Source organism: Psychrobacter sp. PL19, assembly GCF_017875835.1.
Taxonomy (GTDB): domain Bacteria; phylum Pseudomonadota; class Gammaproteobacteria; order Pseudomonadales; family Moraxellaceae; genus Psychrobacter.
In genome coordinates this window covers 3,028,337-3,050,165 of record NZ_JAGING010000001.1, presented here as the reverse complement: position 1 = coordinate 3,050,165, position 21,829 = coordinate 3,028,337, and the positions used below count along the sequence as shown (strand labels likewise).

Sequence of the window (21,829 nt, the reverse complement as noted above, 5' to 3'; positions counted from 1 at the left end):
AGAAGATATAAAGAGGTTTAAAATGGCGATTGGTTTAGTCGGTAAAAAATGCGGCATGACCCGTGTCTTCACTGCAACAGGTGATTCTATCCCTGTGACAGTGGTTGAGATCGATGCAAACCGCATCACTCAAGTAAAAAATACTGATATAGATGGCTATCAAGCTATTCAAATTACCACAGGTACTCGTCGTGACAGCCGCGTAACAGCCGCACAAAAAGGTCACTTCGCAAAAGCTGGCGTTAAAGCCGGTCGTGGTGTTTGGGAATTTCGTGCTAATGACAGCGATCTTGAAGGTCGTGAAATTGGTGGTGAAATCCTAGCTGACCTATTTGAAGAAGGTCAGATGGTTGATGTCACAGGAAATAGTAAAGGTAAAGGCTTTCAAGGCGGCGTAAAGCGTCACAACTTTAGCATGCAAGATGCCACCCATGGTAACTCAGTATCTCACCGTGCCATTGGCTCAACTGGTCAAAACCAGTCACCAGGTAAGGTATTTAAAGGTAAGAAGATGCCAGGTCAAATGGGTAACAAGCGTGTTACAGTTCAAGGCCTAGAAGTGGTTTCGGTTGATGCCGAAAAAGGATTACTTGTCATCAAGGGTGCTATCCCAGGTGCCACCGGTGGCGATGTCATCGTACGTCCGTCAGTCAAAGCCTAAGCAAGGGGATTAACGTGGATTTAAAAACAGTTACAGGTGCGGCGGTTGAGCTTTCTGATACGGCTTTTGGTCGTGAATTCAACGAAGCATTAGTGCATCAAGTCGTCACCGCATATCTTGCTGGTGCTCGCCAAGGTACACGTGCACAGAAAACCCGTGCCGAAGTTTCTGGCGGTGGTATTAAGCCATGGCGTCAAAAAGGTACTGGTCGCGCTCGTGCAGGCTCTATTCGTAGCCCAATCTGGCGTGGTGGTGGTCGTACATTCGCCGCCAAACCACAAGATTGGTCACAGAAAGTCAACCGCAAAATGTATCGCGGTGCTATGCAGTGCATCCTAGCCGAATTAATACGTCAAGAGCGTTTAATTTTGGTTGAAGAGCTGAGCGTTTCTGGACCTAAGACCAAAGAGCTGATCGCAAAGTTAAATGAGTTAAATGCATCTCGTGCATTAATCGTCACCAAAGAAGTTGACGAAAACTTATATTTAGCAGCGCGCAATATTCCAAACGTCAATGTACTTGGTACAAACGAAGTGGATCCAGTGAGCTTGATCGCGTATGACAAAGTGATCATGACAGTCGAAGCTGCGAAACAATTTGAGGAAGCACTAGCATGAATAACGCAAGACTTTATCAGGTCTTAAGAGGGCCTGTATTCTCAGAAAAATCTCAAATGCTTGGTGACTCACTTGGCGTTCAGGTATTTAAAATTGATTCTAATGCTACCAAGCTTGAAGTCAAAAAAGCAGTTGAGCTAATGTTTGAAGGTGTTGAAGTTTTAAAAGTAAACACTTTGAATGTTAAAGGTAAGACAAAGCGTTTTGGTAAAAACATCGGCCGTCGTAATGACTACAAAAAAGCCTATGTCACCTTAAAAGCTGGTCACGATGTACAAATGGCTGATGCTGGTGAGGAAGTAGCTGCTACTACCTCTACTAGTGAAACAGCGAACAACGAATAAGGATAACACTCATGCCTATCGTAAAAGCGAAGCCAACATCACCAGGCCGCCGTTTTGTTGAAAAAGTGGTGCATCCACACCTTTATAAAGGTCGTCCGTTTGCAGCGCTTCTAGAATCAAAAAGCAAGTCAGGTGGTCGTAATAATAATGGCCGCATTACTACTCGTCATATTGGCGGTGGTCATAAACAACATTACCGTATTATTGACTTCAAACGTACCAAAGACAATATTCCAGCAACGGTAGAGCGTATTGAATACGATCCTAACCGTACTGCACATATTGCCTTGCTTAAGTATGCTGATGGTGAGCGTCGCTACATCATCGCTGCTAAAAAACAAGCCGTTGGTGATACCGTGCTATCAGGTGAAACGTCTCCAATTCGCCCAGGTAACTGTCTACCGCTTAAAAATATCCCATTGGGTACTGTGATCCATAATATCGAGCTTAAAATCGGTAAAGGCGCACAGATGGCTCGCGCAGCGGGAACAAGCGTTCAGTTACTAGGTCGTGACGGTGTTTATGCGATTCTTCGCCTGCGTTCAGGTGAGACTCGTCGTGTACACGTTAACTGCCGTGCCGTTATTGGTGAAGTCTCTAATACTGAAAACAACTTGAAATCACTTGGTAAAGCGGGTGCTTCACGTTGGCGTGGTATTCGTCCTTCCGTTCGCGGTGTGGCGATGAACCCTGTTGATCACCCACATGGTGGTGGTGAAGGTCGTAATAAAGGTCGCCATCCAACCAGCCCTTGGGGTCAGAAGTCTAAAGGACTTAAAACGCGTCATAATAAGCGTACTGACAGTATGATCATCCGTCGCGCCAAGAAGAAATAAAGGAAGAATTTCATGCCTCGTTCATTGAAAAAAGGTCCATTCATAGACGCGCACTTGTTTGCCAAAGTTGAGACTGCATTAGAAACCAACTCACGCAAACCCATTAAAACTTGGTCGCGCCGTTCTATGATTCTGCCACAAATGGTTGGCCTAACCTTGTCTGTTCACAACGGCCGTACTCATGTACCGGTTATCGTGAGCGAACAGATGGTTGGTCATAAACTAGGTGAATTTGCCCCGACTCGTACGTATCGTGGTCATGGCATTGACAGAAAAGCTAAGAAATAAGGTGCTTACCATGGAAGTAACTGCAAAATTACGCGGTGCCGCCATATCGGCACAAAAAGTTAGACTCGTTGCTGATGAAGTTCGTGGCAAATCTATTGAACGTGCTTTGGATATCCTGACGTATAGCAATAAAAAAGGTGCTGTGTTTGTTAAGAAATGTCTTAACTCAGCCATCGCCAATGCCGAACATAATCACGGCTTAGATATTGACGACCTGAAAGTCGGCACTATCTACGTTGATGAAGGCATTACGCTAAAGCGTATCCTACCACGTGCTAAAGGTCGCGCTGATCGTATCAGCAAGCGTACCTGTCACATCACTATAAAGGTAGGAGAATAAGTCATGGGTCAAAAAGTACATCCAATCGGAATACGTCTTGGTGTTGTCAAAAAGCATAACGCAAACTGGTATGCTAGCCCTAAACAATACTCAGAATACCTAATCAACGACATACAAGTTCGTGAATATCTACGCAAAAAACTAGATAACGCTATGATTAGTAATATTATGATCGAGCGTCCTACTGGTGCTGCTAAGATTACCATCGCCACTGCGCGTCCTGGTATTGTTATCGGTAAAAAAGGCGAAGATATCGAAAGACTTCAAAAAGAATTGACCAAAATTATGGGCGTACCTGCTCAGGTCAACATTGAAGAAATCACGTCACCTGATCTCGATGCGCGTCTGGTAGCAGATGGTATTGGTAGCCAGCTTGAGCGTCGTGTTATGTTTCGTCGTGCGATGAAGCGCGCCGTACAGAACAGCATGCGTTCTGGTGCTAAAGGTATTAAAGTTGAGCTGTCTGGCCGTCTTGGCGGTGCTGAGATTGCTCGTACTGAATGGTACCGTGAAGGTCGTGTGCCACTGCATACGCTACGTGCTGATATTGACTATTCGTCAGTACGTGCGGAAACTACTTACGGCACCATCGGTGTAAAAGTTTGGATCTTCCGTGGCGAAATCCTTGACGGCATGAATAGCGTATATAATCCCGTCAAAGAAGAGCAGACTCGTGCGCCAAAACGCCGTGGTCGTGGTGGAAACCGTCGAAACACAGACAGAGGTTAAACTATGTTACAGCCAAAACGTACCAAGTTTCGTAAAATGCACAAAGGTCGTAACACTGGGCTAGCTCATCGTGGAAGCACCGTTGCATTCGGACAAATTGGTCTAAAATCTTTGACTCGCGGTCGTATGACTGCCCGTCAAATTGAAGCGGCACGTCGTACCATTACTCGTAAAGTTAAGCGTGGTGGTAAGATTTGGATTCGTGTATTCCCAGACAAACCTATTACCAAAAAGCCTTTAGAAGTACGTATGGGTAAAGGTAAAGGTCCTGTAGAATATTGGGTATGCGAAGTCAAGCCTGGTAAAGTATTATATGAAATTGAAGGGGTTTCAGAAGAACTTGCTCGTGAAGCGTTAACGCTTGCTGCAGCAAAGCTGCCCTTTAAAACTACCATTGTTAAGCGGACGATAATGTAATGAAGATCAGTGAATTACGTGATAAATCATTAGAAGACCTGACTCAGTTACTTGATGAAAAGCAACTTGATGCTTTCCGTATTCGTATGGCTAAAGCAACCGGTCAGTTGGGGAATACCCATGAAGTTCGTGGCAATCGTCGTACGATTGCTCAGCTTCAGACTTTGATTAACGAGAAACAGCGAGGCGACTCATGAGTGATAACAATCAAGCAACCGCAAATGCTAGCGTCCTAACAGGACGAGTTGTCAGCGATAAGATGGACAAGTCCATCACGGTTTTGATTGAGCGTCTGGTTCGTCATCCTTTGTATGGCAAGCAGCTTCGTCGTTCGACTAAAATCAAAGCCCATGATGAGAACAACGTTTGCCAACAAGGCGACCTTGTCCAAATCAAAGAAACGCGTCCAATCTCAAAAACTAAGTCGTGGACTTTAGTAAATGTGGTTGAAAAAGTAGAGAAAATCTAAGTAAATTGCATTATTAACCAGAAGCTGTTAAAATGTCCGCCTTTTTAAGGATGCTGATTGCGCCGAGCGTATATCACTCATATTAAGAGTAATGCGGTCATTTACATTAAATGCCGTCTACTCATACTGTGCTAGCGGCAGCAACTGGTTTTTATTGCTCATACGTGCGGAGTAACGCTATGATTCAGGTTGAGTCAATGCTGGAAGTTGCAGATAATAGCGGTGCAAGACGAGTTCAGTGCATTAAAGTACTGGGTGGCTCTCATCGTCGTTATGCATCAGTCGGCGATATCATCAAAGTAACGGTTAAAGAAGCCATTCCTCGCGGTCGTGTTAAAAAAGGCGATGTGATGAATGCGGTAGTTGTACGTACCAAAAAAGGCGTTCGTCGCCCCGATGGTTCTGTGCTACGTTTTGACGACAATGCTGCGGTATTGTTGAATCAAAACAAAGCGCCGATTGCAACTCGTATTTTTGGACCGGTAACTCGTGAACTACGTGGTGATCAGTTTATGAAAATTGTATCCCTAGCACCAGAAGTATTGTGAGGTAACCCATGGCTAAATTACGAAAAGGCGATACAGTTATTGTTATTGCTGGTAAAGACAAAGGCAAACAAGGTACTGTACAAGCTGTAAAAAACGATCGTATTAAAGTTGAAGGCATTAATATTGTCACTAAACATCAGAAGCCAAATCAGGCAACTGGCGTTGAAGGCGGTATCATTAAGCAAGAAGCTTTTCTGCATCTCTCAAATGTCGCAATTTTAAATGCGCAAACCCAAAAAGCAGACCGTATTACTTACCAATTTAACGAAGACGGCAAAAAACAGCGCGTTTATCGTTCAAATGGTGAAGTCGTGGCGACTGCGTAAGACACTAAGGGTGTAATGGTAATGGCAAGATTAAAAGCTTTATATAACAATGAACTAAAGCAGCAGATCAAAGAAGATCTTGGTTTAGCTAACGTGATGCAAGTGCCTAAAATCACTAAAATCACACTTAATATGGGTGTAGGCGGCGCGTCTCAAGACAAGAAATTGCTTGAAGGTGCAGTAGCTGATATGACGGCGATTGCTGGTCAAAAACCTGTAGTCACCAAAGCGCGTAAATCAATCGCTGGCTTCAAAATTCGTGAAGAATGGCCAATTGGTTGTAAAGTAACGCTACGCGGTGAGCAAATGTACGAATTTTTAGATCGTCTCATTGCCGTTGCAATTCCTCGTGTTCGTGACTTCCGCGGTTTTTCACCTAAAGCTTTCGATGGTCGTGGTAACTACTCATTGGGTATCAAAGAACAAATCGTATTCCCAGAAGTAGACTTTGACAAGATTGATCGTATCCGTGGCATGGATGTGACAATTACCACGTCAGCTGCTACTGATGATGAAGGTCGTGCGCTGCTTAAAGCATTCGGCTTCCCATTTAAATAAGGTAAAGACGTTATGGCAAAGAAGAGCATGATCAACCGCGAATTAAAGCGCGAAAAAATGGTTGCTAAGTACGCTGATAAGCGTATCAAGCTAAAAGAGACTATCGGTGATATCAACGCAAGTGATGAACAGCGTATGGAAGCAATGCTAGAGCTACAAGCTCTACCACGTAATTCATCGCCAGTACGTCTGCGTAATCGTTGTGCTATCACAGGTCGTCCTCATGGCTACTTCCGTAAGTTTGGCTTATCACGCAATATGCTGCGTGAGCGAGTCATGCAAGGCGATGTGCCTGGTGTTCGTAAAGCAAGCTGGTAAGGAGTAACTACATGAGTATGCAAGATACCGTTGGGGATATGCTAACCCGTATTCGTAACGCCCAAATGGCTAATAAAGTATCCGTAGCCATGCCAAGTTCAAAACTACGTAAATCAATCGCTGACCTATTAGTTAGTGAAGGTTATGTGGCTAATGCTGTTGTTACTGCAGAAGATAACAACAAAGCAACTCTATCTATCGAACTAAAATACTTCGAAGGCAAAGCTGTCATCGAAACTATTCAGCGCTTTAGCCGTCCTGGTTTACGCCAGCATCGTGGTAAAGACGCTATCCCTACTGTTAAGCAAGGTATGGGTGTTGCTATCGTATCTACTAGCCAAGGTATCATGAGTGATCGTGCTGCCCGCGCTGCTGGTATCGGTGGTGAAGTTGTCGCATTTGTAGCGTAAGCTACCCGACGATGAAGTCTATTTGCATCTCGTTAGAACTATATTAATCTTATGATAATGCATTATAAGGTTGATATAAAATCAGCCTCATTAATTATTTAAAATTGATAGGTGTCTAACGGGGTCAATTATGCTAAGCTAACACGCTTTTTAGCCTGTTAGTTTTTTCGCTATTATTTATTGCTAACAGAAGCTGTTAATTTTTTTAAGGAATATTCCTATGTCTCGTGTGGCTAAAGCCCCAGTGACGCTGCCAAACGGCGTAAGCGTCACTCTGAACGATCGGCAGGTCGAAGTGAAAGGCAAGAACGGCAATTTGTCTTTACGCCTGCATGAATTGGTCGAGCTGAAACAGGAAGATGATGTTGTTACTCTCTCACCTACAGTCGATTCAAAAGAAGCCATGATGCATACTGGCACCATCCGCGCCCTACTTAACAACTATGTTATAGGCGTGAACGAAGGCTTTGTAAAACGCCTTCAATTGATCGGTGTTGGTTATCGCGCGCAAGCTACTGGCAATAAAGTAACCCTAAACGTTGGTTACTCGCATCCAGTAGAATATACGTTACCTGAAGGTGTGTCAGCTGAAACCCCAACGCAAACTGAAATTGTTTTAAAATCAAACAATAAGCAGCAGCTTGGTCAAGCAGCGGCTAAAATCCGTGGTTTCCGTCCACCAGAGCCTTATAAAGGCAAAGGTATTCGTTATAGCGACGAACATGTGGTTCGTAAAGAAGCTAAGAAAAAATAAGGTGAGATGAAATGTTTGATAAAAAAGCAGCTCGTCTGCGTCGATCTAAAAAAACCCGTGCGCATATTCGCTTCTTAGGTGTTCATCGCCTAACAGTTAATCGCACACCAAAGCATATCTATGCCCAGATTATCTCTCCGAACGGTGGTGAAGTGATCGCTCAGGCATCTACCTTAGACGGCAGCTTGCGCTCAGGCGCGACTGGTAACGTTGATGCAGCGACGTCTGTAGGCCAAATGATCGCAGAACGCGCAAAAGCAGCTGGTATTACTAAAGTTGCCTTTGACCGTAGTGGTTTTAAATATCATGGTCGAGTTAAAGCTTTAGCTGAAGCCGCTCGTGAAAATGGATTGGAGTTTTAATCATGGCTAGAAATGATAAAAATGATAAAAATGAACAAACAGACGGTTTAGTAGAGCGTTTGGTTACTGTTGACCGCGTTGCAAAAGTGGTCAAAGGTGGTCGCATTTTCTCTTTCACTGCTTTGACAGTAGTGGGCGACGGCAATGGCCGTGTTGGTTTTGGTCGCGGTAAAGCACGTGAAGTGCCAGCTGCTATTCAAAAAGCACTAGAAGCTGCCAAACGTAATATGATTACCGTTGAGCTAAATGATGCAACCTTGTATCATCCGATCAAAGCACGTCACGGTGCTAGTAAAGTCTATATGCAACCTGCATCTGAAGGTACTGGCGTAATCGCTGGTGGCGCAATGCGTGCGGTATTAGAAGTTGCTGGTGTCAAAGATGTTTTGACTAAATGTTATGGTTCTACCAATACTGCTAACGTTGTACGTGCAACGTTTAATGGTTTACGTGATATGTCAACTCCAGAAAAGATGGCAGCTAAACGTGGTAAATCTGTAGACGAAATTTTGGGCTAACTTAGACTAGGCGAGTTACGATGAAAACAATGAAAGTCACTCAATTAAAATCAGGTGCCCATCGCCTCAAGAGCCACAAAGCGAGCTTGAAAGGATTGGGTTTACGCCGTATTAATCATACTGTTGAAGTTGAAGATACTCCTTCAAACCGTGGTATGGTCAATCGCGTTAACTACATGGTAAAAGTGGAGGAAGCGTAATGGGACTTAGATTAAATGAATTATCACCAGGTGTTGGCGCGAAAAAAACCGCCCAACGTCGTGGTCGTGGTATCGGCTCAGGCCTTGGTAAAACTGGTGGCCGTGGTGTAAAAGGTCAGAAGTCACGTTCAGGTTCTGGTATTCGCAGAGGGTTTGAAGGTGGTCAAATGCCATTATTCCGCCGTCTACCTAAATTTGGCTTTACCAGTAAAATGGCAATGACGACTGCAGAAGTCCGTTTGTCTGAACTGAATAAAGTTGAAGGCGATATCGTTAACGTTATTACTCTTAAAGCGGCTAACCTTATTCGTCACGATATGAAACGTGCCCGTATTATCTTGTCAGGTGACGTCACTAAAGCTTATACCTTCCAAGGTGTAAAAGTGACTAAAGGTGCCAAGCAAGCAATCGAAGCTGCTGGTGGTAGCATCGAGGAGTAGCAACGTGTCAAAACAATCAATGTCATCATCTGGTATACCGCTCAATCCTTTTGCGTTTATACGTAAGTATGACGAGCTATGGACGCGTTTACTGTTCTTAATTGGCGCATTGATTGTTTATCGTTTAGGGTCGCACATTCCAGTACCCGGTATTAATCCAGTCAATTTGGCAGACCTGTTCTCTCGCAATGAAAACACCATCTTGAGCATGTTTAATATGTTCTCAGGTGGTGCGCTTGAGCGGATGTCTATCATGGCGCTTGGCATCATGCCGTATATTTCAGCGTCGATTATTGTACAGATGATGTCAGCGGTACTGCCGTCGCTTGAAGCCCTCAAAAAAGAGGGTGAAGCAGGTCGACGTAAGCTTAACAAGTATACCCGACAAGGGACACTTGCTTTAGCGTTGGTACAGTCATTAGGAATGTGCGCTGGCCTTATTAGCCAGAATCTAACTCTGTCGTCCGGACTTACCTTTTATATCCCAGCGGTTACTTCTTTAGTAGCTGGCGCTATGTTCTTAATGTGGCTTGGTGAGCAGATTACAGAACGCGGTGTGGGTAATGGTATTTCAATGCTAATCTTTGCTAGTATTGTTGCCGGTACGCCAGGTATGATTTCGCAATCTATCGAACAGGTCAATCAAGGGCAGATGAACTTGATTGTACTCTTTATCTTTGTAGTGCTCGGAGTCGCGGTCACCGCGGGTATCGTTTATATTGAACGTGCTCAACGTCGTGTGCCGGTAAACTATGCGCAAAAGCAACAACAAGGTCGTAAAATTTATGCTCAGCAGCAATCACATTTGCCACTGAAGCTTAATATGGCAGGGGTTATCCCTGCTATTTTTGCCAGCTCATTGTTGTTATTTCCAGCAAGTTTAGGGCAATGGGTTGGTCAATCAACCGATCCCACCTTTGTGCAAAAGATACTACAAAATATGGCTTTGGTATTGTCTCCTGGACAGCCGCTATATCTAGTCCTGTTTGGTGCGATGATTATTTTCTTCTGCTACTTTTATACAGCATTGGTCTTTAGTCCGCGCGAAGTTGCCGAAAACCTTAAACGTAGTGGTGCGTATATTCCAGGTATTCGTCCTGGACAACAAACTCAACGATATCTCGATCATGTATTAAATCGACTGACCTTTATTGGCGCGATGTATATGACGGTTATTTGTTTAATGCCGATGGTCGTCCAGTCGTCATTTGGTGTACCGTTTCAACTCGGTGGTACATCATTACTGATTATGGTGGTTGTGGTAATGGACTTCATCTCGCAGATCCAAGCGCATTTGATGACCCATCAATATCATGATCAGACGTTAATTCAGTCGCCCACGCAACCTTAAATACTTTGTATTAAGTAAGCGGTGCGATATTTCAAGGAGCATGCGATGAAAGTCCAAGCATCAGTTAAGAAGATTTGTGGTAGCTGTAAAGTTGTACGCCGTAAAGGCCGTGTGCATATTATTTGCACAGCAGAACCACGCCACAAACAACGTCAAGGTTAATCAAATAAGTAGAATACGGCATTGTGCCTATGCTACCAATTGAATTAACACTTGAAAAATAACGGCGGATGCGATATCATCCGCCACTTGCCGTAGTTTGTACCGATATCTTTTATAGCTTGACGCTATTTGGCCAGTCTGCCTAGCAGATTAGTGCGATAGTGATAACTGTGAAAGGCTAGGTATCAACAGCAATAAATCTGAAAAGCAATGCGCTATTTATAATGAATAATGCTTGTTTTTCTTTAATGGGGAGAAATCGATGGCTCGTATTGCCGGCGTCAACATTCCGGATAATAAGCATGCTGTTATTTCGCTAACTTACATTTTTGGTGTAGGTCGTACCACTGCTAAGAAAATTTTAGAAGCAGTTGGCATTGCACCGACCACTAAAATCAGTCAGTTAGATGATTCACAGTTAGACGCTATCCGTGCACAGATTACAAATTTTACGACTGAAGGTGATCTTCGTCGCGAAGTATCAATGAATATCAAGCGTTTGGTTGATCTAGGCTGCTACCGTGGTATTCGTCATCGTCGTAACTTGCCTGTAAATGGCCAACGTACGAAAACGAATGCGCGTACTCGTAAGGGTCCACGTAGAGCAATTAAAAGATAATTAACTTAGGAAGCTAAAAGATGGCAAAAGACACTCGTAGTCGCAAGAAAGTGGCTCGTCGTTCAGTATCGGAGGGCGTCGCCCATATCCATGCGTCTTTTAATAACACCATTGTTACGATTACCGATCGTCAAGGTAATGCATTGGCTTGGGCCACTTCAGGTGGACAAGGCTTCCGTGGTTCACGTAAATCTACACCATTTGCAGCTCAGGTTGCAGCTGAAGTCGCTGGTAAAGCGGCTCAAGAATATGGTGTTAAGAATATCGATGTTTTGGTCAAAGGACCAGGACCGGGTCGTGAGTCTGCGGTAAGAGCACTAGGTGCATTGGGTTATAAAGTTAACAGTATTTCTGATGTAACCCCAATCCCACACAATGGTTGCCGTGCGCCGAAAAAGCGCCGCGTCTAATATTAAAGACGAAGCTTTTTATTAAAAAAGCTTACAGGAGACATGAATATGGCCCGCTATATTGGACCAAAACTTAAATTATCACGTCGTGAAGGGACAGACTTAGGTCTTAAGTCTGGCGTTAAACCTTACGATGTGAAAACGAAAAAAGCTGGCCGTCCGCCTGGTCAACACGGCGTCAGCCGTAATAAAACCTCGGAATATGCATTACAGTTACGTGAAAAACAAAAAGTTAAACGTATCTATGGTGTGTTAGAGCGTCAGTTTGCAAACTATTATAAAGAAGCGGCTCGTAAGCGCGGTGCTACTGGTGAAAACTTGTTAGCCATGCTAGAAAGTCGTCTAGATAATGTGGTTTATCGCATGGGCTTTGGCTCAACTCGCGCCGAAGCACGTCAGCTAGTCAGCCATCGCACAGTGATGGTAAAAAAAGCCGGTCGTGATGAGTTTGTTCGTGTGAACATTCCTTCAATTCAGCTGCAAGATGGTGATGTCATCGCTATCCAAGAGAAATCTCGCGAACAATTGCGTATTAAAAACGCGATTGAACTGGCTACCCAACGTGGTATCCCAGAATGGCTAGATGTTGATCACAGCAAATTACAAGGCACGTTCAAAAAAGCGCCTGATCGTATTGATCTACCTGCTGAAATCAACGAAAGCTTGATCGTTGAGCTATACTCTAAATAACTGACGTTGCGACTGATGTTAATACTGACATCAATGAATGTTGATGTCAGTAAATAATTCCAGTAAACATAAGTAACGTTAATTAAACCAGTTAAATAAATCGAGGTGACATCATGATGCTAAATGCAACTGAGTTTCTAACGCCGAATGCCATTAACGTGGACACGGTTAATGAAACGATTGCGAAAGTCACGCTCGAACCGTTAGAACGCGGCTTTGGGCATACCCTAGGGAATGCCTTACGTCGTATCTTGTTATCTTCATTACCTGGCGCTGCTGTCATTGAAGCTGAGATTGATGGTGTTGACCATGAATACTCAACGCTTGAAGGCTTGCAAGAAGACGTACTTGACCTGCTTTTGAACTTAAAAGGCTTGGCCATTACTCTTCATGACCAAAATGAAGTATTTTTGACCTTGGATAAACAAGGTCCAGGCACCATTACTGCTGCAGATATTGCCCTGCCGCATAATGTCGATATTATCAATCCAGAATTGGTATTGGGTACATTAAGCGACCGTGGTCATCTTAAGATGCGTCTGCGCGTAGTCATGGGTCGTGGATATGAGCCAGCAAATCAGCGCCGTGAAGATGGCGATACCAAAGCAATTGGTCGTTTAAAGCTTGATGCAAGCTTTAGCCCAGTGCTGCGAGTCGCTTATCAGGTTGAGAACGCACGTGTAGAACAACGTACCGATCTTGACCGTCTTATCGTCGAGCTTGAAACTAATGGCACTATTGATCCAGAAGAAGCAATTCGTAAAGCAGCAACTATCTTGCAACAACAGATTTCTATCTTTGTTGACTTAGAAGCTGAAGAAGCGCCTGAGCCTGTGAAAGAAAAAGAAGAGGTTGATCCAGTGCTATTACGCCCTGTGGACGACCTTGAACTAACGGTTCGCTCAGCCAACTGCTTGAAAGCTGAAAACATTTACTATATCGGTGATTTGGTCCAGCGTTCAGAGACTGAACTACTTAAAACCCCAAATCTTGGTAAGAAATCATTAACGGAAATCAAAGACGTACTAGCGTCTAAAGATTTAGAGCTCGGTATGCGCCTAGATAACTGGCCACCCGCTGACTTACGTGTTGATGATCGTTTCTCTTATCGTAGCCGTTAAACTTTAAGGATATTTGACCATGCGCCATCGTAAGAGTGGAGTCAAGCTGGGTCGTACCGGCAGTCATCGCAAAGCAATGTTCCAGAACATGACCAACTCGTTATTTGAGCATGAACTGATTAAAACAACATTACCAAAAGCTAAAGAATTACGCCGCGTTGCTGAGCCATTAATCACTATGGCAAAAGACGATAGCGTCGCTAATCGTCGTCTAGCATTCAGCCGTATGCGTAGCAAAGCTATGGTAGGCAAACTATTTGGCACGTTAGGTCCTCGTTACCAAACGCGTCCAGGTGGTTATCTGCGTATCGTAAAATGCGGTAATCGTGATGGTGACAATGCACCAATGGCCTATGTAGAATTAGTTGATCGCGACTAAATCTATACGCTATCTGTATATTTTATAAAAAAGCCCCAATAATATGGGGCTTTTTTTTGCGTTGATATTTTTAAATGTTTATTAGCGCTTATTTATTTCTTATAACCACCGCTTATTCATAATAATAGCGAGCTGACGTCGGCGGCACCTTGTCTAATGATTTCAGGTTGGCCGCTGGTCATATCTACGATGGTAGTGAGCTTAGTCGTTTTTATACCAGCGTTGATTAGGCCGTCTATCTGATTGCCTAATAAGTCCTCGATATCGAAAGGATCATCCAAAACATGGTCATGGGTAGGTAATATTAATGAACTGGTCAAGATGGGCTCACCCATTGCTGTTAGCAATGCTTGAGCGATAGGATTGCTAGGAACACGAATACCAATTGTTTTTTTCTTAGCATGCGCCAGTTTTTTAGGTACATCTTTAGTGGCGTTTAAAATAAAAGTAATCGGCGCTGGCGTATGAGCCTTAAGTTGCTTAAATTGCACATTATCTACTGCCGCATAAGTGGCAATCTCACTTAAATCACGGCACAGTAGAGTAAATTGATGCTTATCGTCGAGCTCGCGAATTTGCTTAAGCTTATCAAGTGCATCTTTAGCCCCTAGTCGGCAACCAAAAGCATAGCTGGTATCAGTAGGGTAGATCAGCAATTGATCAGCGCGTAGTAAGTCAGCAGCTTGCTCAATCAGGCGTGGTTGTGGGTTGTCAGGATGAATATAGAATATTTGCATGAGAGCTCCTATTTAATAATATTACAGGTCTTATAGTTTTGGCTTTGTGTCGTTATGATTATTAATATGCTGATTAATTGGACGTCACTATTGATTCGGTGCGTCTGATGTAAGTATGTATTGTCTTCTCTTACGTTTAGACAAATTATATCAGTTACATCATTAGTATAGTACCAAAGCAAATATGGATTATAGAGGTAAGGCGTTACCAGTTGTAGGTACTTGTTTAACAGCTTGTTTGATAGCATGTCTGGTAGGTAGCGGGCAAATAAAACAGCTGATATCTAATACAATAGATAACGCAAAGCGCGGTTAGTAATTTAAGCTATTTGATAATACAGATCGTTAATAATGCTCGCAGTAATGTTTTCGCATCACGAGGTAGGTTTTTTGGTGCGGCAAGATATTGGGCAGCCTGTCGATAAACATCAGCAGTAAAGGTGCTAGCGCTAGTATCAAAATCGGCAAACAGGTTGTCTTGTGAGACTTGAAAAGGCCGTCTACAGGCAAGAGTAAATAAACACTCTAAGGCCTGGGGCTTTATTTCTAGGCACTCAAATGCGTGCTGTTGTGCTGCTGAGCGTCCATCTGGTGCATACCAATAGCCAAAGTCTGGCAGTTGCCTACGCCTTTCGCCGGCAATACACCAGTGACTAACTTCATGCAAAGCACTAGCAAAAAAACCATGAGCAAATTCAATACGCGCAGGATTGGTGTTATCAGCAGGAATATACTCAGGCTCACTACCACTGCGAACTAATTTTACTTGTTGGCTAGCAAACAGCCTATCAAACAGGGTCATTAAGCTGCTAGTAGCTAACTGTTCGTCATAGCTATTTAGAATACCCGTATCATCACTAACACTAGTACCAATACTAGCATCACTATTTTCTTTTCTATCGAGCGCCTCAATATTGCACAGCGATTGCCGTGCCAGATAGCTCAAATGCTCATCTATGTGAGTTTGTATTGGGCCATTAGCGTCTGCTATCTCATTTTCTAACGCTACCAAATGTTGCAATAAGACCTCGGCGTCAACAGTGTTTAACAAGGTGGAAAAATCAGGATTGGCGGTGTGAGAGATCATAAGTAAATAATTAGCCGAATGAAGGGTCAGATAGTAAAAAACGTATTTTCGACCTTGCCCGCTAAGCTATTATCGCGTCAAATGTCAAAAATCGTAACATACTAGCGCTAGCGTCGTCTTGAGCTTTCGGTTAGTATGGCAGGCAATATTATACACCGTTTTTGACTAATGAGGCCGCGCATGTCAAGTACTCCAGCGAACAAACCATCAGCAGTTCACACCGGTGCTACTCAAGCGTCTATCTTAGTAGATATGCCTGAACATATTTCTTTAGATAAGTGGGCTGATAGCGGTTTTGAGTGGCAAGGCGAAGTAGTGCCGACGACTTTTTCGCGTCTGGCTGCGCAATTAACCACAGAGCACGAGCAACCAAAATTACAAATAGACGCTAAGTTATATCGTCGTAATAATGTTTTGCACCTTGCTTTTAAAACGACTGGTGAGGTATGGCTAAACTGTCAACGCTGTTTGCAACCGGTGGCAATTGATATCACAGATGATTGTGATATTGCGTTATTAGATGATGAAAGCCAAGTACGTATAGTAAATGAGGAACAAGACTACTTGTTATTAAATGAGGTGATTAGCGATCAGACACCTGAGCGTTTATTGCTACTTAAGAATTTAGTTGAAGATGAAATACTGCTCAAAATTCCAATGGCAGCAAAGCATGATGACTGTGAGATGGCTGTTGAGCAAGTGGGAGATATACCTGAAGAGGAAACAGAAAACCCCTTTGCAGCACTGGCTGCATTAAAAGGTAAACTATAAGCCAAACCCTTAATCACCGCGCTTAATTATCTTGCATTAACCTAGCTGTCTCGCCTTTTAGTATTTTTATACATAACAGCGCAAGGCAGGGCTTTATTAATCGGTTAAACATGCGTATAATATCCCGTTTATTGCTTTCTAGCAACGTGCCGTTGGTAGACAGAAACTAACTGAGCGAATTATCCATAGATTTTAGACTTAGTTAGCCTCTCAATGCACGTGGCAAACCCTTTATTAATGATGCTTAAGACTTAGGTTGTTGTGATTACATAGCCTCTGTCAGTATCGATTAAAGCTGAATTTCAAGCTTATCCCTTTAAGTATAGGAGCTATATCATGGCCGTTCAAAAAAGCCGCAAAAGCCGTTCACGTCGTGACATGCGCCGTTCACATCACCGTATGACTGTCGCTGAACTCAGCGTAGATGCCACCACTGGTGAAAAACATCAGCGTCATCATATGACCAAAGATGGTTTCTATCGTGGTCGTCAGCTGTTCAAAGTCAGTCAAGACGCTTAAGTTATTGGCTATATAATAGTTGATGCAAGAATACAATAGCGGCCGTAGTAGCTACGATATTCAAGTACAACTATTATTAAGCAATAAACATTGAGCTAATAAAAGCCAAGTTATTTCGCCATCAACTATTAGGTGGCTGGATAACTTGGCTTTTTGTTATGCGTTATCTGCTGAACATTTTGTTTACGATGCATGGCAATTATATACAGCGTGCCATAGCCACAAAACTTAGTTACAGCAGAAGTAGCGCTTTGTTACCCAAGGTCAGCCTGCTCAGTAGCTATGATAATAGTATTCAGCAGTGTATAGTTTGCTAACAATCAGCTATGATTGATGGTTCGTTAAAACATTATTTTAGAATAAATTCCCCAAATAGCCTCTAATTTAGAATACCATCCTTATTTATTTTAGGGATATTTCCAATTATATAAGGAATATTGTCTATGGCATCCGCACCAGATATGACAAAAAAACAGCCCTCTCGTATTGCAGTCATTTTTCCTGGACAGGGCTCGCAAGTAGTTGGTATGACTACCGATCTGGCTGAATTTTATCCTCAAATTCACGACACCTTTACTGAAGCTAGTGCCGCTCTGGGCGAAGACTTGTGGGCAATCTGTCAAGATGAAAACCGACTCAACCAAACTCAGTATACTCAGCCGGCATTATTGACGGCCAGCATCGCAATTTGGCGTGTTTTGCAAACTAAAATGGACAAAGCGCCTTGTTATCTAGCCGGTCACTCTTTGGGCGAATATAGCGCTCTTTGTGCCGCTGGTGTGATTCCTTTTGCCGATGCGGTAAGACTGGTACATAAGCGTGGCCAATTGATGAAACAGGCAGTCGAAGGTATTGATACGGCTATGGCAGCGGTATTAGGACTAGAAGATCATCGAGTCGAAACCCTATGCGAACAGGCAACTGAGCATGTCGATGGTGCCATCGTCGGAGCGGCGAATTTTAATAGTCCAGGACAGGTGGTGGTATCGGGTAACGCTGCTGGTGTTAACGCGGTAATCGATAAAGTGCAGAACACTGGCAAAAAAGCCATTGCTCTAAAAGTTAGCGTGCCGTCACATTGTGCGTTGATGCAGCCGGCGAGCAGAGCGTTAGCTGAAGCCTTAGCAGCAATACCATTTAACCAAGCCAATATTCCAGTTATTCAAAATCGCAATGCTCGAGTTGAGACCAGTGCTCAAGGTATCAAGCAAGCCCTAACTGAGCAGCTCAGTGAGCCGGTGTTATGGTCACAGACCATGCAGGAGTTAGCGGACAAACAAATTAATGTCTTAATTGAATGTGGTAGTGGCAACGTATTGAGCAATTTAGCCAAACGTCAAGCGCAGCCTATTGCCAGTTATCCGGTAGACAAGCCTGTTCGCCTAGATAAACTTATGGAGATTTTAGTATGAGCCGAACGATTACTTTAGTTACCGGTGCAAGCCGTGGTATTGGTAAAGCGGTTGCCAAACGCTTTGCTAAAGAAGGACATTTTGTTATTGGTACTGCAACCACAGAAAAAGGTGCCGCACTTATTGACACTTATTTGCATGATTCAGGTGGCATTGGACGAGTGTTAGATGTCCGTGATAGTGCGCAGATCGATAAGTTGTTCGAAGAGATTGAAAGTGTGTATGGTGCGGTACAAGTACTAGTGAACAATGCCGGTATCACTCAAGATGGCTTGTTGATGCGCATGAAAGATGATGACTGGGACAATGTGGTTGATACTAACCTGTCATCAGTGTACCGAATGAGCAAACGCGCTGTTCGAGGTATGATGAAAGCGCGCCGTGGCCGTATTATCAATATCAGCTCTGTCGTTGCGCAGATGGGTAACGCTGGACAATCTAACTACGCCGCTACCAAAGCTGGGGTCGAAGGTTTCAGTCGTACGCTTGCGCGTGAAATTGGTTCACGGCAAGTAACCATCAACTGTGTTGCTCCAGGCTTAATCGAAACGGATATGACTGACGAGCTCGACGAGCGCCTGCTCAATTCTATGTTGGATGCTGTACCGATTAGCCGTCTTGGCCAGCCAGAAGACATCGCTGCTGCGGTGCTGTTTTTGGCAAGTGACGAGGCCAGCTATATCACTGGAGCTGTTATTCCAGTCAATGGCGGCATGTATATGTAGTCTGAAAAATAGACGTTACACATTGATAATAAAAATTTGCGTGAACGAGTGTAAACTCTAATAAATGGTGCTACAATAGCGGATACTTTTGTGTCAAAGACCTGTATGATAGCAAGTCTTAATCAGACATTAGATAAGAACGTACAGTAGGTTATAGGGTACTGAATCGGCAACGCTGATTTGATAATCACCATCTTATATGAAATGCTGTCGGCGTGAAAAACAGCGCTATAGCAATTTATCAAAAATAATAGATGAACAAGGAGAGATCTACATGAGTAATGATACCGAGTTAAGAGTAAAAGCCGCAGTAGCTGAACAATTGGGCATGAATGTTGAAGACATCAACAATGATGCTTCATTTATGGAAGACCTAGGTGCGGATTCATTGGACCTAGTTGAATTGGTCATGTCATTTGAAAGTGATTTTGGCATTACTATTCCTGATGAAGATTCAGCAGAATTGACCACTGTTCAAAAAGCAATTGACTACGTACAGGCTCAACTATAAGTAACCACCGTTACCCATTATAGTTCGTTCTTTGAACCGCTTATCCGCAAAGGTAGGCGGTTTTTTTATGGATATAATTAAATATTTTATAATCATATAAAAATCCAAAAAACTACTTACATAAGTGACGTGTATTTAACATTAATCAACACACTTTTACGATGCAAAACTATCCAAATCTAAGGCCTTTGTTACACTCATAATCGGTGACAACAACAATGTTTTCTATAATCCATTACTGTCATTTATATAAATAACAAGATTAATAATTAATAACAACTTAACAAGGAGTTTATATATGGGAATGTTTAGCTTCGCAAAAGACATTGGTGACAAGATTTTTAACCGTGATGATGACCAGCATGATGCTAAAGTAGACACTAACGCTGATGCTAACACGCCAGCAGCCAGTGGCGAGCCCTCTGCTCAGTCGGTAGCAAGCCTTCTTCTACGTCGTATCCAGCAGCAAAATCTGAATATTAGTAATTTAAAAGTTAAATATAGCGGTTCAACAGATACGGCAGAGATTAGTGGCTCAGCTAAAACTCAAGCTGACCGCGAAAAGGCTATTATTGCTATCGGCAACGTACAGAATGTCGCAAAAGTTATTGATAATATCGACATTGAAGAAGATGCCCCTGAATCTACGATGTATACGGTCAAGTCTGGTGATAGTTTGTCCAAGATTGCCCGGGATGTTTATGGCTCATCTAGCGATTATTTGAAGATATTTGAAGCCAACAAGCCTATGCTTGCTGATCCAGATAAAATATACCCCGGTCAAGTATTGCGTATTCCTAAGCCATAGATTTTTAATCTGTAATCTGTAATCTGTAATCTGTAATCTGTAATCTGTAATCTATAGTTTTGTTGGCTATTCCTTCTTAGACTAGAATACCAAGTACAAAAAACGCCTTTTAATTGTTAAAAGGCGTTTTTCATTGTCCATATTTTTATCAATATATAAATCCTATCTAAAGTAGCGATAGTTTATGACGCTGTTCGTTAATTGCCCACTCAATATGCTCATCTAGCATGTCACTGTGAACACCCAACTTAGACTGTAATTGCGTGATGATATCTATACTGGCATTAGCATTACCCAAACCAATAGTGATATTGCGTAAAAAGTTAACGTAGCCTGTGCGCCTGAGCGGGCTGCCTTCCGTGTATCGCAAAAACTCTGTCTCCTGCCATTGCCACAATTCAACTAAGCTACTGTTATCAAGTTTATGCCTGGGGGTAAAGTCATCTACTGGCGTTAATTGGGCATAGCGGTTCCACGGACAGACTAGCTGACAATCATCGCAGCCGAAGACACGATTGCCAATGGCACGGCGGTACTTAGTGTCAATTGACCCTTTGTGCTCGATAGTCAAATAAGAGATACAGGCCGATGCATTGAGCTCGTAGGGCGCGACAATTGCCTGGGTAGGGCAGATATCGATACAGGCGCTACAACTGCCACAGTGGGCCTCAACGGGCTCATCATCAGGCAATTCGAGACTCATAAACAGCTCGCCCAGCACAAAGAACGAGCCAGCTTGCTTATTAAGCAATAAAGTATGCTTACCTGTCCAACCCAGTCCAGCCGCATCGGCTATGGGACGCTCAAAAATAGGAGCAGAGTCGCTAAACGGTCGAAAAATAAACTCGGTCTCAGCGCCAATATCTAAATGCCGCCACTCAGGCAGCATGCCTTCAATCTTTAGTGCCAATTGTTTTAGACGACCCCGCATGGTTTTATGATAATCACGCCCACGGGCATACCGGGCAATGATGCCCTGATTAGGCCGAGCATTATCGGCGACCGTTCGCGGTGTTGGCGCTTGGGTCAGATAATCCATCCGGACACTGATGATGGTTTTTGCCCCTTCTACCAGCTGTTCAGGATGTGCACGTAGATCGTGATTGTTATGCATAAATTGTAATTGGCCTTCATAACCTTTAGCTAGCCAACGTTGTAGCTGTTCCATTTGTGCAATAAATAACGGATGGTGCACCGACAAAAAACCACAATCAGCAAATCCTAAAGCTTGTGCCTGAGTTTTAATCCATTGTTTTACTTCGGTTGTCGTCGCAAAGCTCGTTAGGTTATTGACCGTGATATTATCTTGCGCCTTACTACTGCCTACTGATGGCTGTGTGGATTTTTTAGATGGCAGAACCACTTGAGATTTTGTATTCATAAATAATGATA

Annotated in this window: 36 protein-coding genes; 33 read left to right on the top strand and 3 right to left on the bottom strand. The window is 43.3% G+C overall.

The window, feature by feature from the left end:
- The first annotated feature begins 22 nt into the window (after window positions 1-22).
- From rplC to rplQ, 27 genes are all read left to right on the top strand, one after another.
- Window positions 23-661: a 50S ribosomal protein L3 gene (rplC, locus tag H4W00_RS12200; RefSeq protein WP_209958625.1), complete on the top strand. Its 639-nt coding sequence runs from the start codon at window positions 23-25 to the stop codon at window positions 659-661.
- A gap of 14 nt (window positions 662-675) precedes the next feature.
- Window positions 676-1,278, top strand: a complete 603-nt coding sequence (gene rplD / locus H4W00_RS12195) for a 50S ribosomal protein L4 (protein ID WP_209958623.1) — start codon at window positions 676-678, stop codon at window positions 1,276-1,278.
- A complete protein-coding gene (gene rplW / locus H4W00_RS12190) occupies window positions 1,275-1,622 on the top strand; it encodes a 50S ribosomal protein L23 (protein WP_209958621.1) in 348 nt (115 codons plus the stop codon). The genes rplD and rplW overlap by 4 nt, the downstream gene beginning before the upstream one ends.
- 11 nt (window positions 1,623-1,633) lie before the next feature.
- Window positions 1,634-2,458, top strand: coding sequence for a 50S ribosomal protein L2 (gene rplB / locus H4W00_RS12185; protein ID WP_209958619.1), 825 nt, complete (start codon window positions 1,634-1,636; stop codon window positions 2,456-2,458).
- Between the two features lie 12 nt (window positions 2,459-2,470).
- The gene (gene rpsS / locus H4W00_RS12180; protein WP_209958617.1) at window positions 2,471-2,746 is read left to right on the top strand and encodes a 30S ribosomal protein S19; all 276 of its coding nucleotides are present in this window, start codon (window positions 2,471-2,473) and stop codon (window positions 2,744-2,746) included.
- Window positions 2,747-2,756: 10 nt separating this feature from the next.
- Complete coding sequence (gene rplV / locus H4W00_RS12175; RefSeq protein WP_201556517.1) at window positions 2,757-3,086, top strand: 50S ribosomal protein L22; 330 nt, start codon at window positions 2,757-2,759, stop codon at window positions 3,084-3,086.
- Window positions 3,087-3,089: 3 nt separating this feature from the next.
- A complete protein-coding gene (rpsC, locus tag H4W00_RS12170; RefSeq protein WP_209958613.1) occupies window positions 3,090-3,815 on the top strand; it encodes a 30S ribosomal protein S3 in 726 nt (241 codons plus the stop codon).
- Between the two features lie 3 nt (window positions 3,816-3,818).
- On the top strand, window positions 3,819-4,232 hold the full coding sequence (gene rplP, locus H4W00_RS12165) for a 50S ribosomal protein L16 (RefSeq protein ID WP_209958610.1): 414 nt from the start codon (window positions 3,819-3,821) through the stop codon (window positions 4,230-4,232).
- A complete protein-coding gene (rpmC, locus tag H4W00_RS12160) occupies window positions 4,232-4,429 on the top strand; it encodes a 50S ribosomal protein L29 (RefSeq protein WP_209958609.1) in 198 nt (65 codons plus the stop codon). The genes rplP and rpmC overlap by 1 nt, the downstream gene beginning before the upstream one ends.
- Window positions 4,426-4,701, top strand: coding sequence for a 30S ribosomal protein S17 (gene rpsQ / locus H4W00_RS12155; protein ID WP_209958606.1), 276 nt, complete (start codon window positions 4,426-4,428; stop codon window positions 4,699-4,701). The genes rpmC and rpsQ overlap by 4 nt, the downstream gene beginning before the upstream one ends.
- 179 nt (window positions 4,702-4,880) lie before the next feature.
- The gene (gene rplN, locus H4W00_RS12150) at window positions 4,881-5,249 is read left to right on the top strand and encodes a 50S ribosomal protein L14 (RefSeq protein ID WP_010196702.1); all 369 of its coding nucleotides are present in this window, start codon (window positions 4,881-4,883) and stop codon (window positions 5,247-5,249) included.
- Window positions 5,250-5,257: 8 nt separating this feature from the next.
- Window positions 5,258-5,575, top strand: a complete 318-nt coding sequence (gene rplX, locus H4W00_RS12145) for a 50S ribosomal protein L24 (protein ID WP_209958604.1) — start codon at window positions 5,258-5,260, stop codon at window positions 5,573-5,575.
- Between the two features lie 21 nt (window positions 5,576-5,596).
- Window positions 5,597-6,133, top strand: a complete 537-nt coding sequence (rplE, locus tag H4W00_RS12140; protein WP_209958602.1) for a 50S ribosomal protein L5 — start codon at window positions 5,597-5,599, stop codon at window positions 6,131-6,133.
- Window positions 6,134-6,145: 12 nt separating this feature from the next.
- Window positions 6,146-6,451: a 30S ribosomal protein S14 gene (gene rpsN, locus H4W00_RS12135; RefSeq protein ID WP_209958599.1), complete on the top strand. Its 306-nt coding sequence runs from the start codon at window positions 6,146-6,148 to the stop codon at window positions 6,449-6,451.
- Between the two features lie 11 nt (window positions 6,452-6,462).
- Window positions 6,463-6,861, top strand: coding sequence for a 30S ribosomal protein S8 (gene rpsH, locus H4W00_RS12130; RefSeq protein ID WP_209958597.1), 399 nt, complete (start codon window positions 6,463-6,465; stop codon window positions 6,859-6,861).
- A 220-nt stretch (window positions 6,862-7,081) separates the two neighbouring features.
- Window positions 7,082-7,615 (top strand): 50S ribosomal protein L6, encoded by a 534-nt coding sequence (rplF, locus tag H4W00_RS12125; RefSeq protein WP_209958595.1) that lies wholly within the window; start codon window positions 7,082-7,084, stop codon window positions 7,613-7,615.
- 11 nt (window positions 7,616-7,626) lie between these two features.
- Entirely contained in the window at window positions 7,627-7,977 is a 351-nt protein-coding gene (gene rplR / locus H4W00_RS12120) for a 50S ribosomal protein L18 (RefSeq protein WP_209958592.1), read from the top strand.
- Window positions 7,978-7,979: 2 nt separating this feature from the next.
- On the top strand, window positions 7,980-8,495 hold the full coding sequence (rpsE, locus tag H4W00_RS12115) for a 30S ribosomal protein S5 (RefSeq protein ID WP_010196711.1): 516 nt from the start codon (window positions 7,980-7,982) through the stop codon (window positions 8,493-8,495).
- Between the two features lie 20 nt (window positions 8,496-8,515).
- Window positions 8,516-8,695: a 50S ribosomal protein L30 gene (gene rpmD, locus H4W00_RS12110; RefSeq protein ID WP_209958590.1), complete on the top strand. Its 180-nt coding sequence runs from the start codon at window positions 8,516-8,518 to the stop codon at window positions 8,693-8,695.
- Complete coding sequence (gene rplO, locus H4W00_RS12105) at window positions 8,695-9,135, top strand: 50S ribosomal protein L15 (protein ID WP_209958588.1); 441 nt, start codon at window positions 8,695-8,697, stop codon at window positions 9,133-9,135. The genes rpmD and rplO overlap by 1 nt, the downstream gene beginning before the upstream one ends.
- A 19-nt stretch (window positions 9,136-9,154) precedes the next feature.
- Entirely contained in the window at window positions 9,155-10,486 is a 1,332-nt protein-coding gene (gene secY / locus H4W00_RS12100) for a preprotein translocase subunit SecY (RefSeq protein ID WP_209959234.1), read from the top strand.
- A gap of 45 nt (window positions 10,487-10,531) precedes the next feature.
- Complete coding sequence (gene rpmJ, locus H4W00_RS12095) at window positions 10,532-10,648, top strand: 50S ribosomal protein L36 (RefSeq protein WP_010196721.1); 117 nt, start codon at window positions 10,532-10,534, stop codon at window positions 10,646-10,648.
- A gap of 262 nt (window positions 10,649-10,910) precedes the next feature.
- Window positions 10,911-11,267, top strand: coding sequence for a 30S ribosomal protein S13 (rpsM, locus tag H4W00_RS12090; RefSeq protein WP_209958586.1), 357 nt, complete (start codon window positions 10,911-10,913; stop codon window positions 11,265-11,267).
- 20 nt (window positions 11,268-11,287) lie between these two features.
- A complete protein-coding gene (gene rpsK, locus H4W00_RS12085) occupies window positions 11,288-11,677 on the top strand; it encodes a 30S ribosomal protein S11 (protein ID WP_192518015.1) in 390 nt (129 codons plus the stop codon).
- A gap of 48 nt (window positions 11,678-11,725) precedes the next feature.
- Complete coding sequence (gene rpsD, locus H4W00_RS12080; protein WP_058025563.1) at window positions 11,726-12,367, top strand: 30S ribosomal protein S4; 642 nt, start codon at window positions 11,726-11,728, stop codon at window positions 12,365-12,367.
- Between the two features lie 113 nt (window positions 12,368-12,480).
- Window positions 12,481-13,488 carry a DNA-directed RNA polymerase subunit alpha gene (locus H4W00_RS12075; RefSeq protein WP_087040762.1) on the top strand — a complete coding sequence of 336 codons (1,008 nt, stop codon included), beginning with the start codon at window positions 12,481-12,483 and terminating at the stop codon, window positions 13,486-13,488.
- Window positions 13,489-13,507: 19 nt separating this feature from the next.
- Window positions 13,508-13,867, top strand: coding sequence for a 50S ribosomal protein L17 (gene rplQ, locus H4W00_RS12070; RefSeq protein WP_209958584.1), 360 nt, complete (start codon window positions 13,508-13,510; stop codon window positions 13,865-13,867).
- 116 nt (window positions 13,868-13,983) lie between these two features.
- Here rplQ and H4W00_RS12065 read toward each other — a convergent pair whose 3' ends face one another.
- Entirely contained in the window at window positions 13,984-14,604 is a 621-nt protein-coding gene (locus H4W00_RS12065; RefSeq protein ID WP_209958582.1) for an L-threonylcarbamoyladenylate synthase, read from the bottom strand.
- A gap of 325 nt (window positions 14,605-14,929) precedes the next feature.
- The gene (locus tag H4W00_RS12060) at window positions 14,930-15,691 is read right to left on the bottom strand and encodes an elongation factor P hydroxylase (protein WP_209958580.1); all 762 of its coding nucleotides are present in this window, start codon (window positions 15,689-15,691) and stop codon (window positions 14,930-14,932) included.
- Between the two features lie 180 nt (window positions 15,692-15,871).
- On the opposite strand from H4W00_RS12060, the gene H4W00_RS12055 reads away from it, so the two are divergent.
- The 6 genes from H4W00_RS12055 (at window position 15,872) to lysM (ending at window position 20,437) form a co-directional block, all read left to right on the top strand.
- Window positions 15,872-16,462, top strand: a complete 591-nt coding sequence (locus H4W00_RS12055) for a YceD family protein (RefSeq protein WP_209958578.1) — start codon at window positions 15,872-15,874, stop codon at window positions 16,460-16,462.
- A 336-nt stretch (window positions 16,463-16,798) separates the two neighbouring features.
- A complete protein-coding gene (gene rpmF / locus H4W00_RS12050) occupies window positions 16,799-16,981 on the top strand; it encodes a 50S ribosomal protein L32 (RefSeq protein WP_209958576.1) in 183 nt (60 codons plus the stop codon).
- 443 nt (window positions 16,982-17,424) lie between these two features.
- Window positions 17,425-18,393, top strand: coding sequence for an ACP S-malonyltransferase (gene fabD, locus H4W00_RS12045; RefSeq protein ID WP_209958574.1), 969 nt, complete (start codon window positions 17,425-17,427; stop codon window positions 18,391-18,393).
- Window positions 18,390-19,118 (top strand): 3-oxoacyl-ACP reductase FabG, encoded by a 729-nt coding sequence (gene fabG, locus H4W00_RS12040; protein ID WP_209958572.1) that lies wholly within the window; start codon window positions 18,390-18,392, stop codon window positions 19,116-19,118. Before fabD ends, fabG begins: the two co-directional genes overlap by 4 nt.
- Window positions 19,119-19,392: 274 nt before the next feature.
- Window positions 19,393-19,629: an acyl carrier protein gene (gene acpP / locus H4W00_RS12035; RefSeq protein WP_025652201.1), complete on the top strand. Its 237-nt coding sequence runs from the start codon at window positions 19,393-19,395 to the stop codon at window positions 19,627-19,629.
- 298 nt (window positions 19,630-19,927) lie between these two features.
- Complete coding sequence (gene lysM / locus H4W00_RS12030) at window positions 19,928-20,437, top strand: peptidoglycan-binding protein LysM (RefSeq protein ID WP_209958570.1); 510 nt, start codon at window positions 19,928-19,930, stop codon at window positions 20,435-20,437.
- 166 nt (window positions 20,438-20,603) lie between these two features.
- Here the strand turns inward: lysM and queG are convergent, their stop codons facing one another.
- Complete coding sequence (gene queG, locus H4W00_RS12025) at window positions 20,604-21,818, bottom strand: tRNA epoxyqueuosine(34) reductase QueG (RefSeq protein WP_209958567.1); 1,215 nt, start codon at window positions 21,816-21,818, stop codon at window positions 20,604-20,606.
- Between the last annotated feature and the right edge of the window lie 11 nt (window positions 21,819-21,829).

Bases quoted from the DNA above. Each gene is read 5' to 3' on its own strand.
- rplC (WP_209958625.1), top strand. From the start codon at position 23: ATGGCGATTGGTTTAGTCGGTAAAAAATGCGGCATGACCCGTGTCTTC.
- rplW (WP_209958621.1), top strand. From the start codon at position 1,275: ATGAATAACGCAAGACTTTATCAGGTCTTAAGAGGGCCTGTATTCTCA.
- rplB (WP_209958619.1), top strand. From the start codon at position 1,634: ATGCCTATCGTAAAAGCGAAGCCAACATCACCAGGCCGCCGTTTTGTT.
- rpsS (WP_209958617.1), top strand. From the start codon at position 2,471: ATGCCTCGTTCATTGAAAAAAGGTCCATTCATAGACGCGCACTTGTTT.
- rplV (WP_201556517.1), top strand. From the start codon at position 2,757: ATGGAAGTAACTGCAAAATTACGCGGTGCCGCCATATCGGCACAAAAA.
- rpsC (WP_209958613.1), top strand. From the start codon at position 3,090: ATGGGTCAAAAAGTACATCCAATCGGAATACGTCTTGGTGTTGTCAAA.
- rplP (WP_209958610.1), top strand. From the start codon at position 3,819: ATGTTACAGCCAAAACGTACCAAGTTTCGTAAAATGCACAAAGGTCGT.
- rpmC (WP_209958609.1), top strand. From the start codon at position 4,232: ATGAAGATCAGTGAATTACGTGATAAATCATTAGAAGACCTGACTCAG.
- rpsQ (WP_209958606.1), top strand. From the start codon at position 4,426: ATGAGTGATAACAATCAAGCAACCGCAAATGCTAGCGTCCTAACAGGA.
- rplN (WP_010196702.1), top strand. From the start codon at position 4,881: ATGATTCAGGTTGAGTCAATGCTGGAAGTTGCAGATAATAGCGGTGCA.
- rplX (WP_209958604.1), top strand. From the start codon at position 5,258: ATGGCTAAATTACGAAAAGGCGATACAGTTATTGTTATTGCTGGTAAA.
- rplE (WP_209958602.1), top strand. From the start codon at position 5,597: ATGGCAAGATTAAAAGCTTTATATAACAATGAACTAAAGCAGCAGATC.
- rpsN (WP_209958599.1), top strand. From the start codon at position 6,146: ATGGCAAAGAAGAGCATGATCAACCGCGAATTAAAGCGCGAAAAAATG.
- rpsH (WP_209958597.1), top strand. From the start codon at position 6,463: ATGAGTATGCAAGATACCGTTGGGGATATGCTAACCCGTATTCGTAAC.
- rplF (WP_209958595.1), top strand. From the start codon at position 7,082: ATGTCTCGTGTGGCTAAAGCCCCAGTGACGCTGCCAAACGGCGTAAGC.
- rplR (WP_209958592.1), top strand. From the start codon at position 7,627: ATGTTTGATAAAAAAGCAGCTCGTCTGCGTCGATCTAAAAAAACCCGT.
- rpsE (WP_010196711.1), top strand. From the start codon at position 7,980: ATGGCTAGAAATGATAAAAATGATAAAAATGAACAAACAGACGGTTTA.
- rpmD (WP_209958590.1), top strand. From the start codon at position 8,516: ATGAAAACAATGAAAGTCACTCAATTAAAATCAGGTGCCCATCGCCTC.
- rplO (WP_209958588.1), top strand. From the start codon at position 8,695: ATGGGACTTAGATTAAATGAATTATCACCAGGTGTTGGCGCGAAAAAA.
- secY (WP_209959234.1), top strand. From the start codon at position 9,155: ATGTCATCATCTGGTATACCGCTCAATCCTTTTGCGTTTATACGTAAG.
- rpmJ (WP_010196721.1), top strand. From the start codon at position 10,532: ATGAAAGTCCAAGCATCAGTTAAGAAGATTTGTGGTAGCTGTAAAGTT.
- rpsM (WP_209958586.1), top strand. From the start codon at position 10,911: ATGGCTCGTATTGCCGGCGTCAACATTCCGGATAATAAGCATGCTGTT.
- rpsK (WP_192518015.1), top strand. From the start codon at position 11,288: ATGGCAAAAGACACTCGTAGTCGCAAGAAAGTGGCTCGTCGTTCAGTA.
- rpsD (WP_058025563.1), top strand. From the start codon at position 11,726: ATGGCCCGCTATATTGGACCAAAACTTAAATTATCACGTCGTGAAGGG.
- H4W00_RS12075 (WP_087040762.1), top strand. From the start codon at position 12,481: ATGATGCTAAATGCAACTGAGTTTCTAACGCCGAATGCCATTAACGTG.
- rplQ (WP_209958584.1), top strand. From the start codon at position 13,508: ATGCGCCATCGTAAGAGTGGAGTCAAGCTGGGTCGTACCGGCAGTCAT.
- H4W00_RS12065 (WP_209958582.1), bottom strand. From the start codon at position 14,604: ATGCAAATATTCTATATTCATCCTGACAACCCACAACCACGCCTGATT.
- H4W00_RS12060 (WP_209958580.1), bottom strand. From the start codon at position 15,691: ATGATCTCTCACACCGCCAATCCTGATTTTTCCACCTTGTTAAACACT.
- H4W00_RS12055 (WP_209958578.1), top strand. From the start codon at position 15,872: ATGTCAAGTACTCCAGCGAACAAACCATCAGCAGTTCACACCGGTGCT.
- rpmF (WP_209958576.1), top strand. From the start codon at position 16,799: ATGGCCGTTCAAAAAAGCCGCAAAAGCCGTTCACGTCGTGACATGCGC.
- fabD (WP_209958574.1), top strand. From the start codon at position 17,425: ATGGCATCCGCACCAGATATGACAAAAAAACAGCCCTCTCGTATTGCA.
- fabG (WP_209958572.1), top strand. From the start codon at position 18,390: ATGAGCCGAACGATTACTTTAGTTACCGGTGCAAGCCGTGGTATTGGT.
- acpP (WP_025652201.1), top strand. From the start codon at position 19,393: ATGAGTAATGATACCGAGTTAAGAGTAAAAGCCGCAGTAGCTGAACAA.
- lysM (WP_209958570.1), top strand. From the start codon at position 19,928: ATGGGAATGTTTAGCTTCGCAAAAGACATTGGTGACAAGATTTTTAAC.
- queG (WP_209958567.1), bottom strand. From the start codon at position 21,818: ATGAATACAAAATCTCAAGTGGTTCTGCCATCTAAAAAATCCACACAG.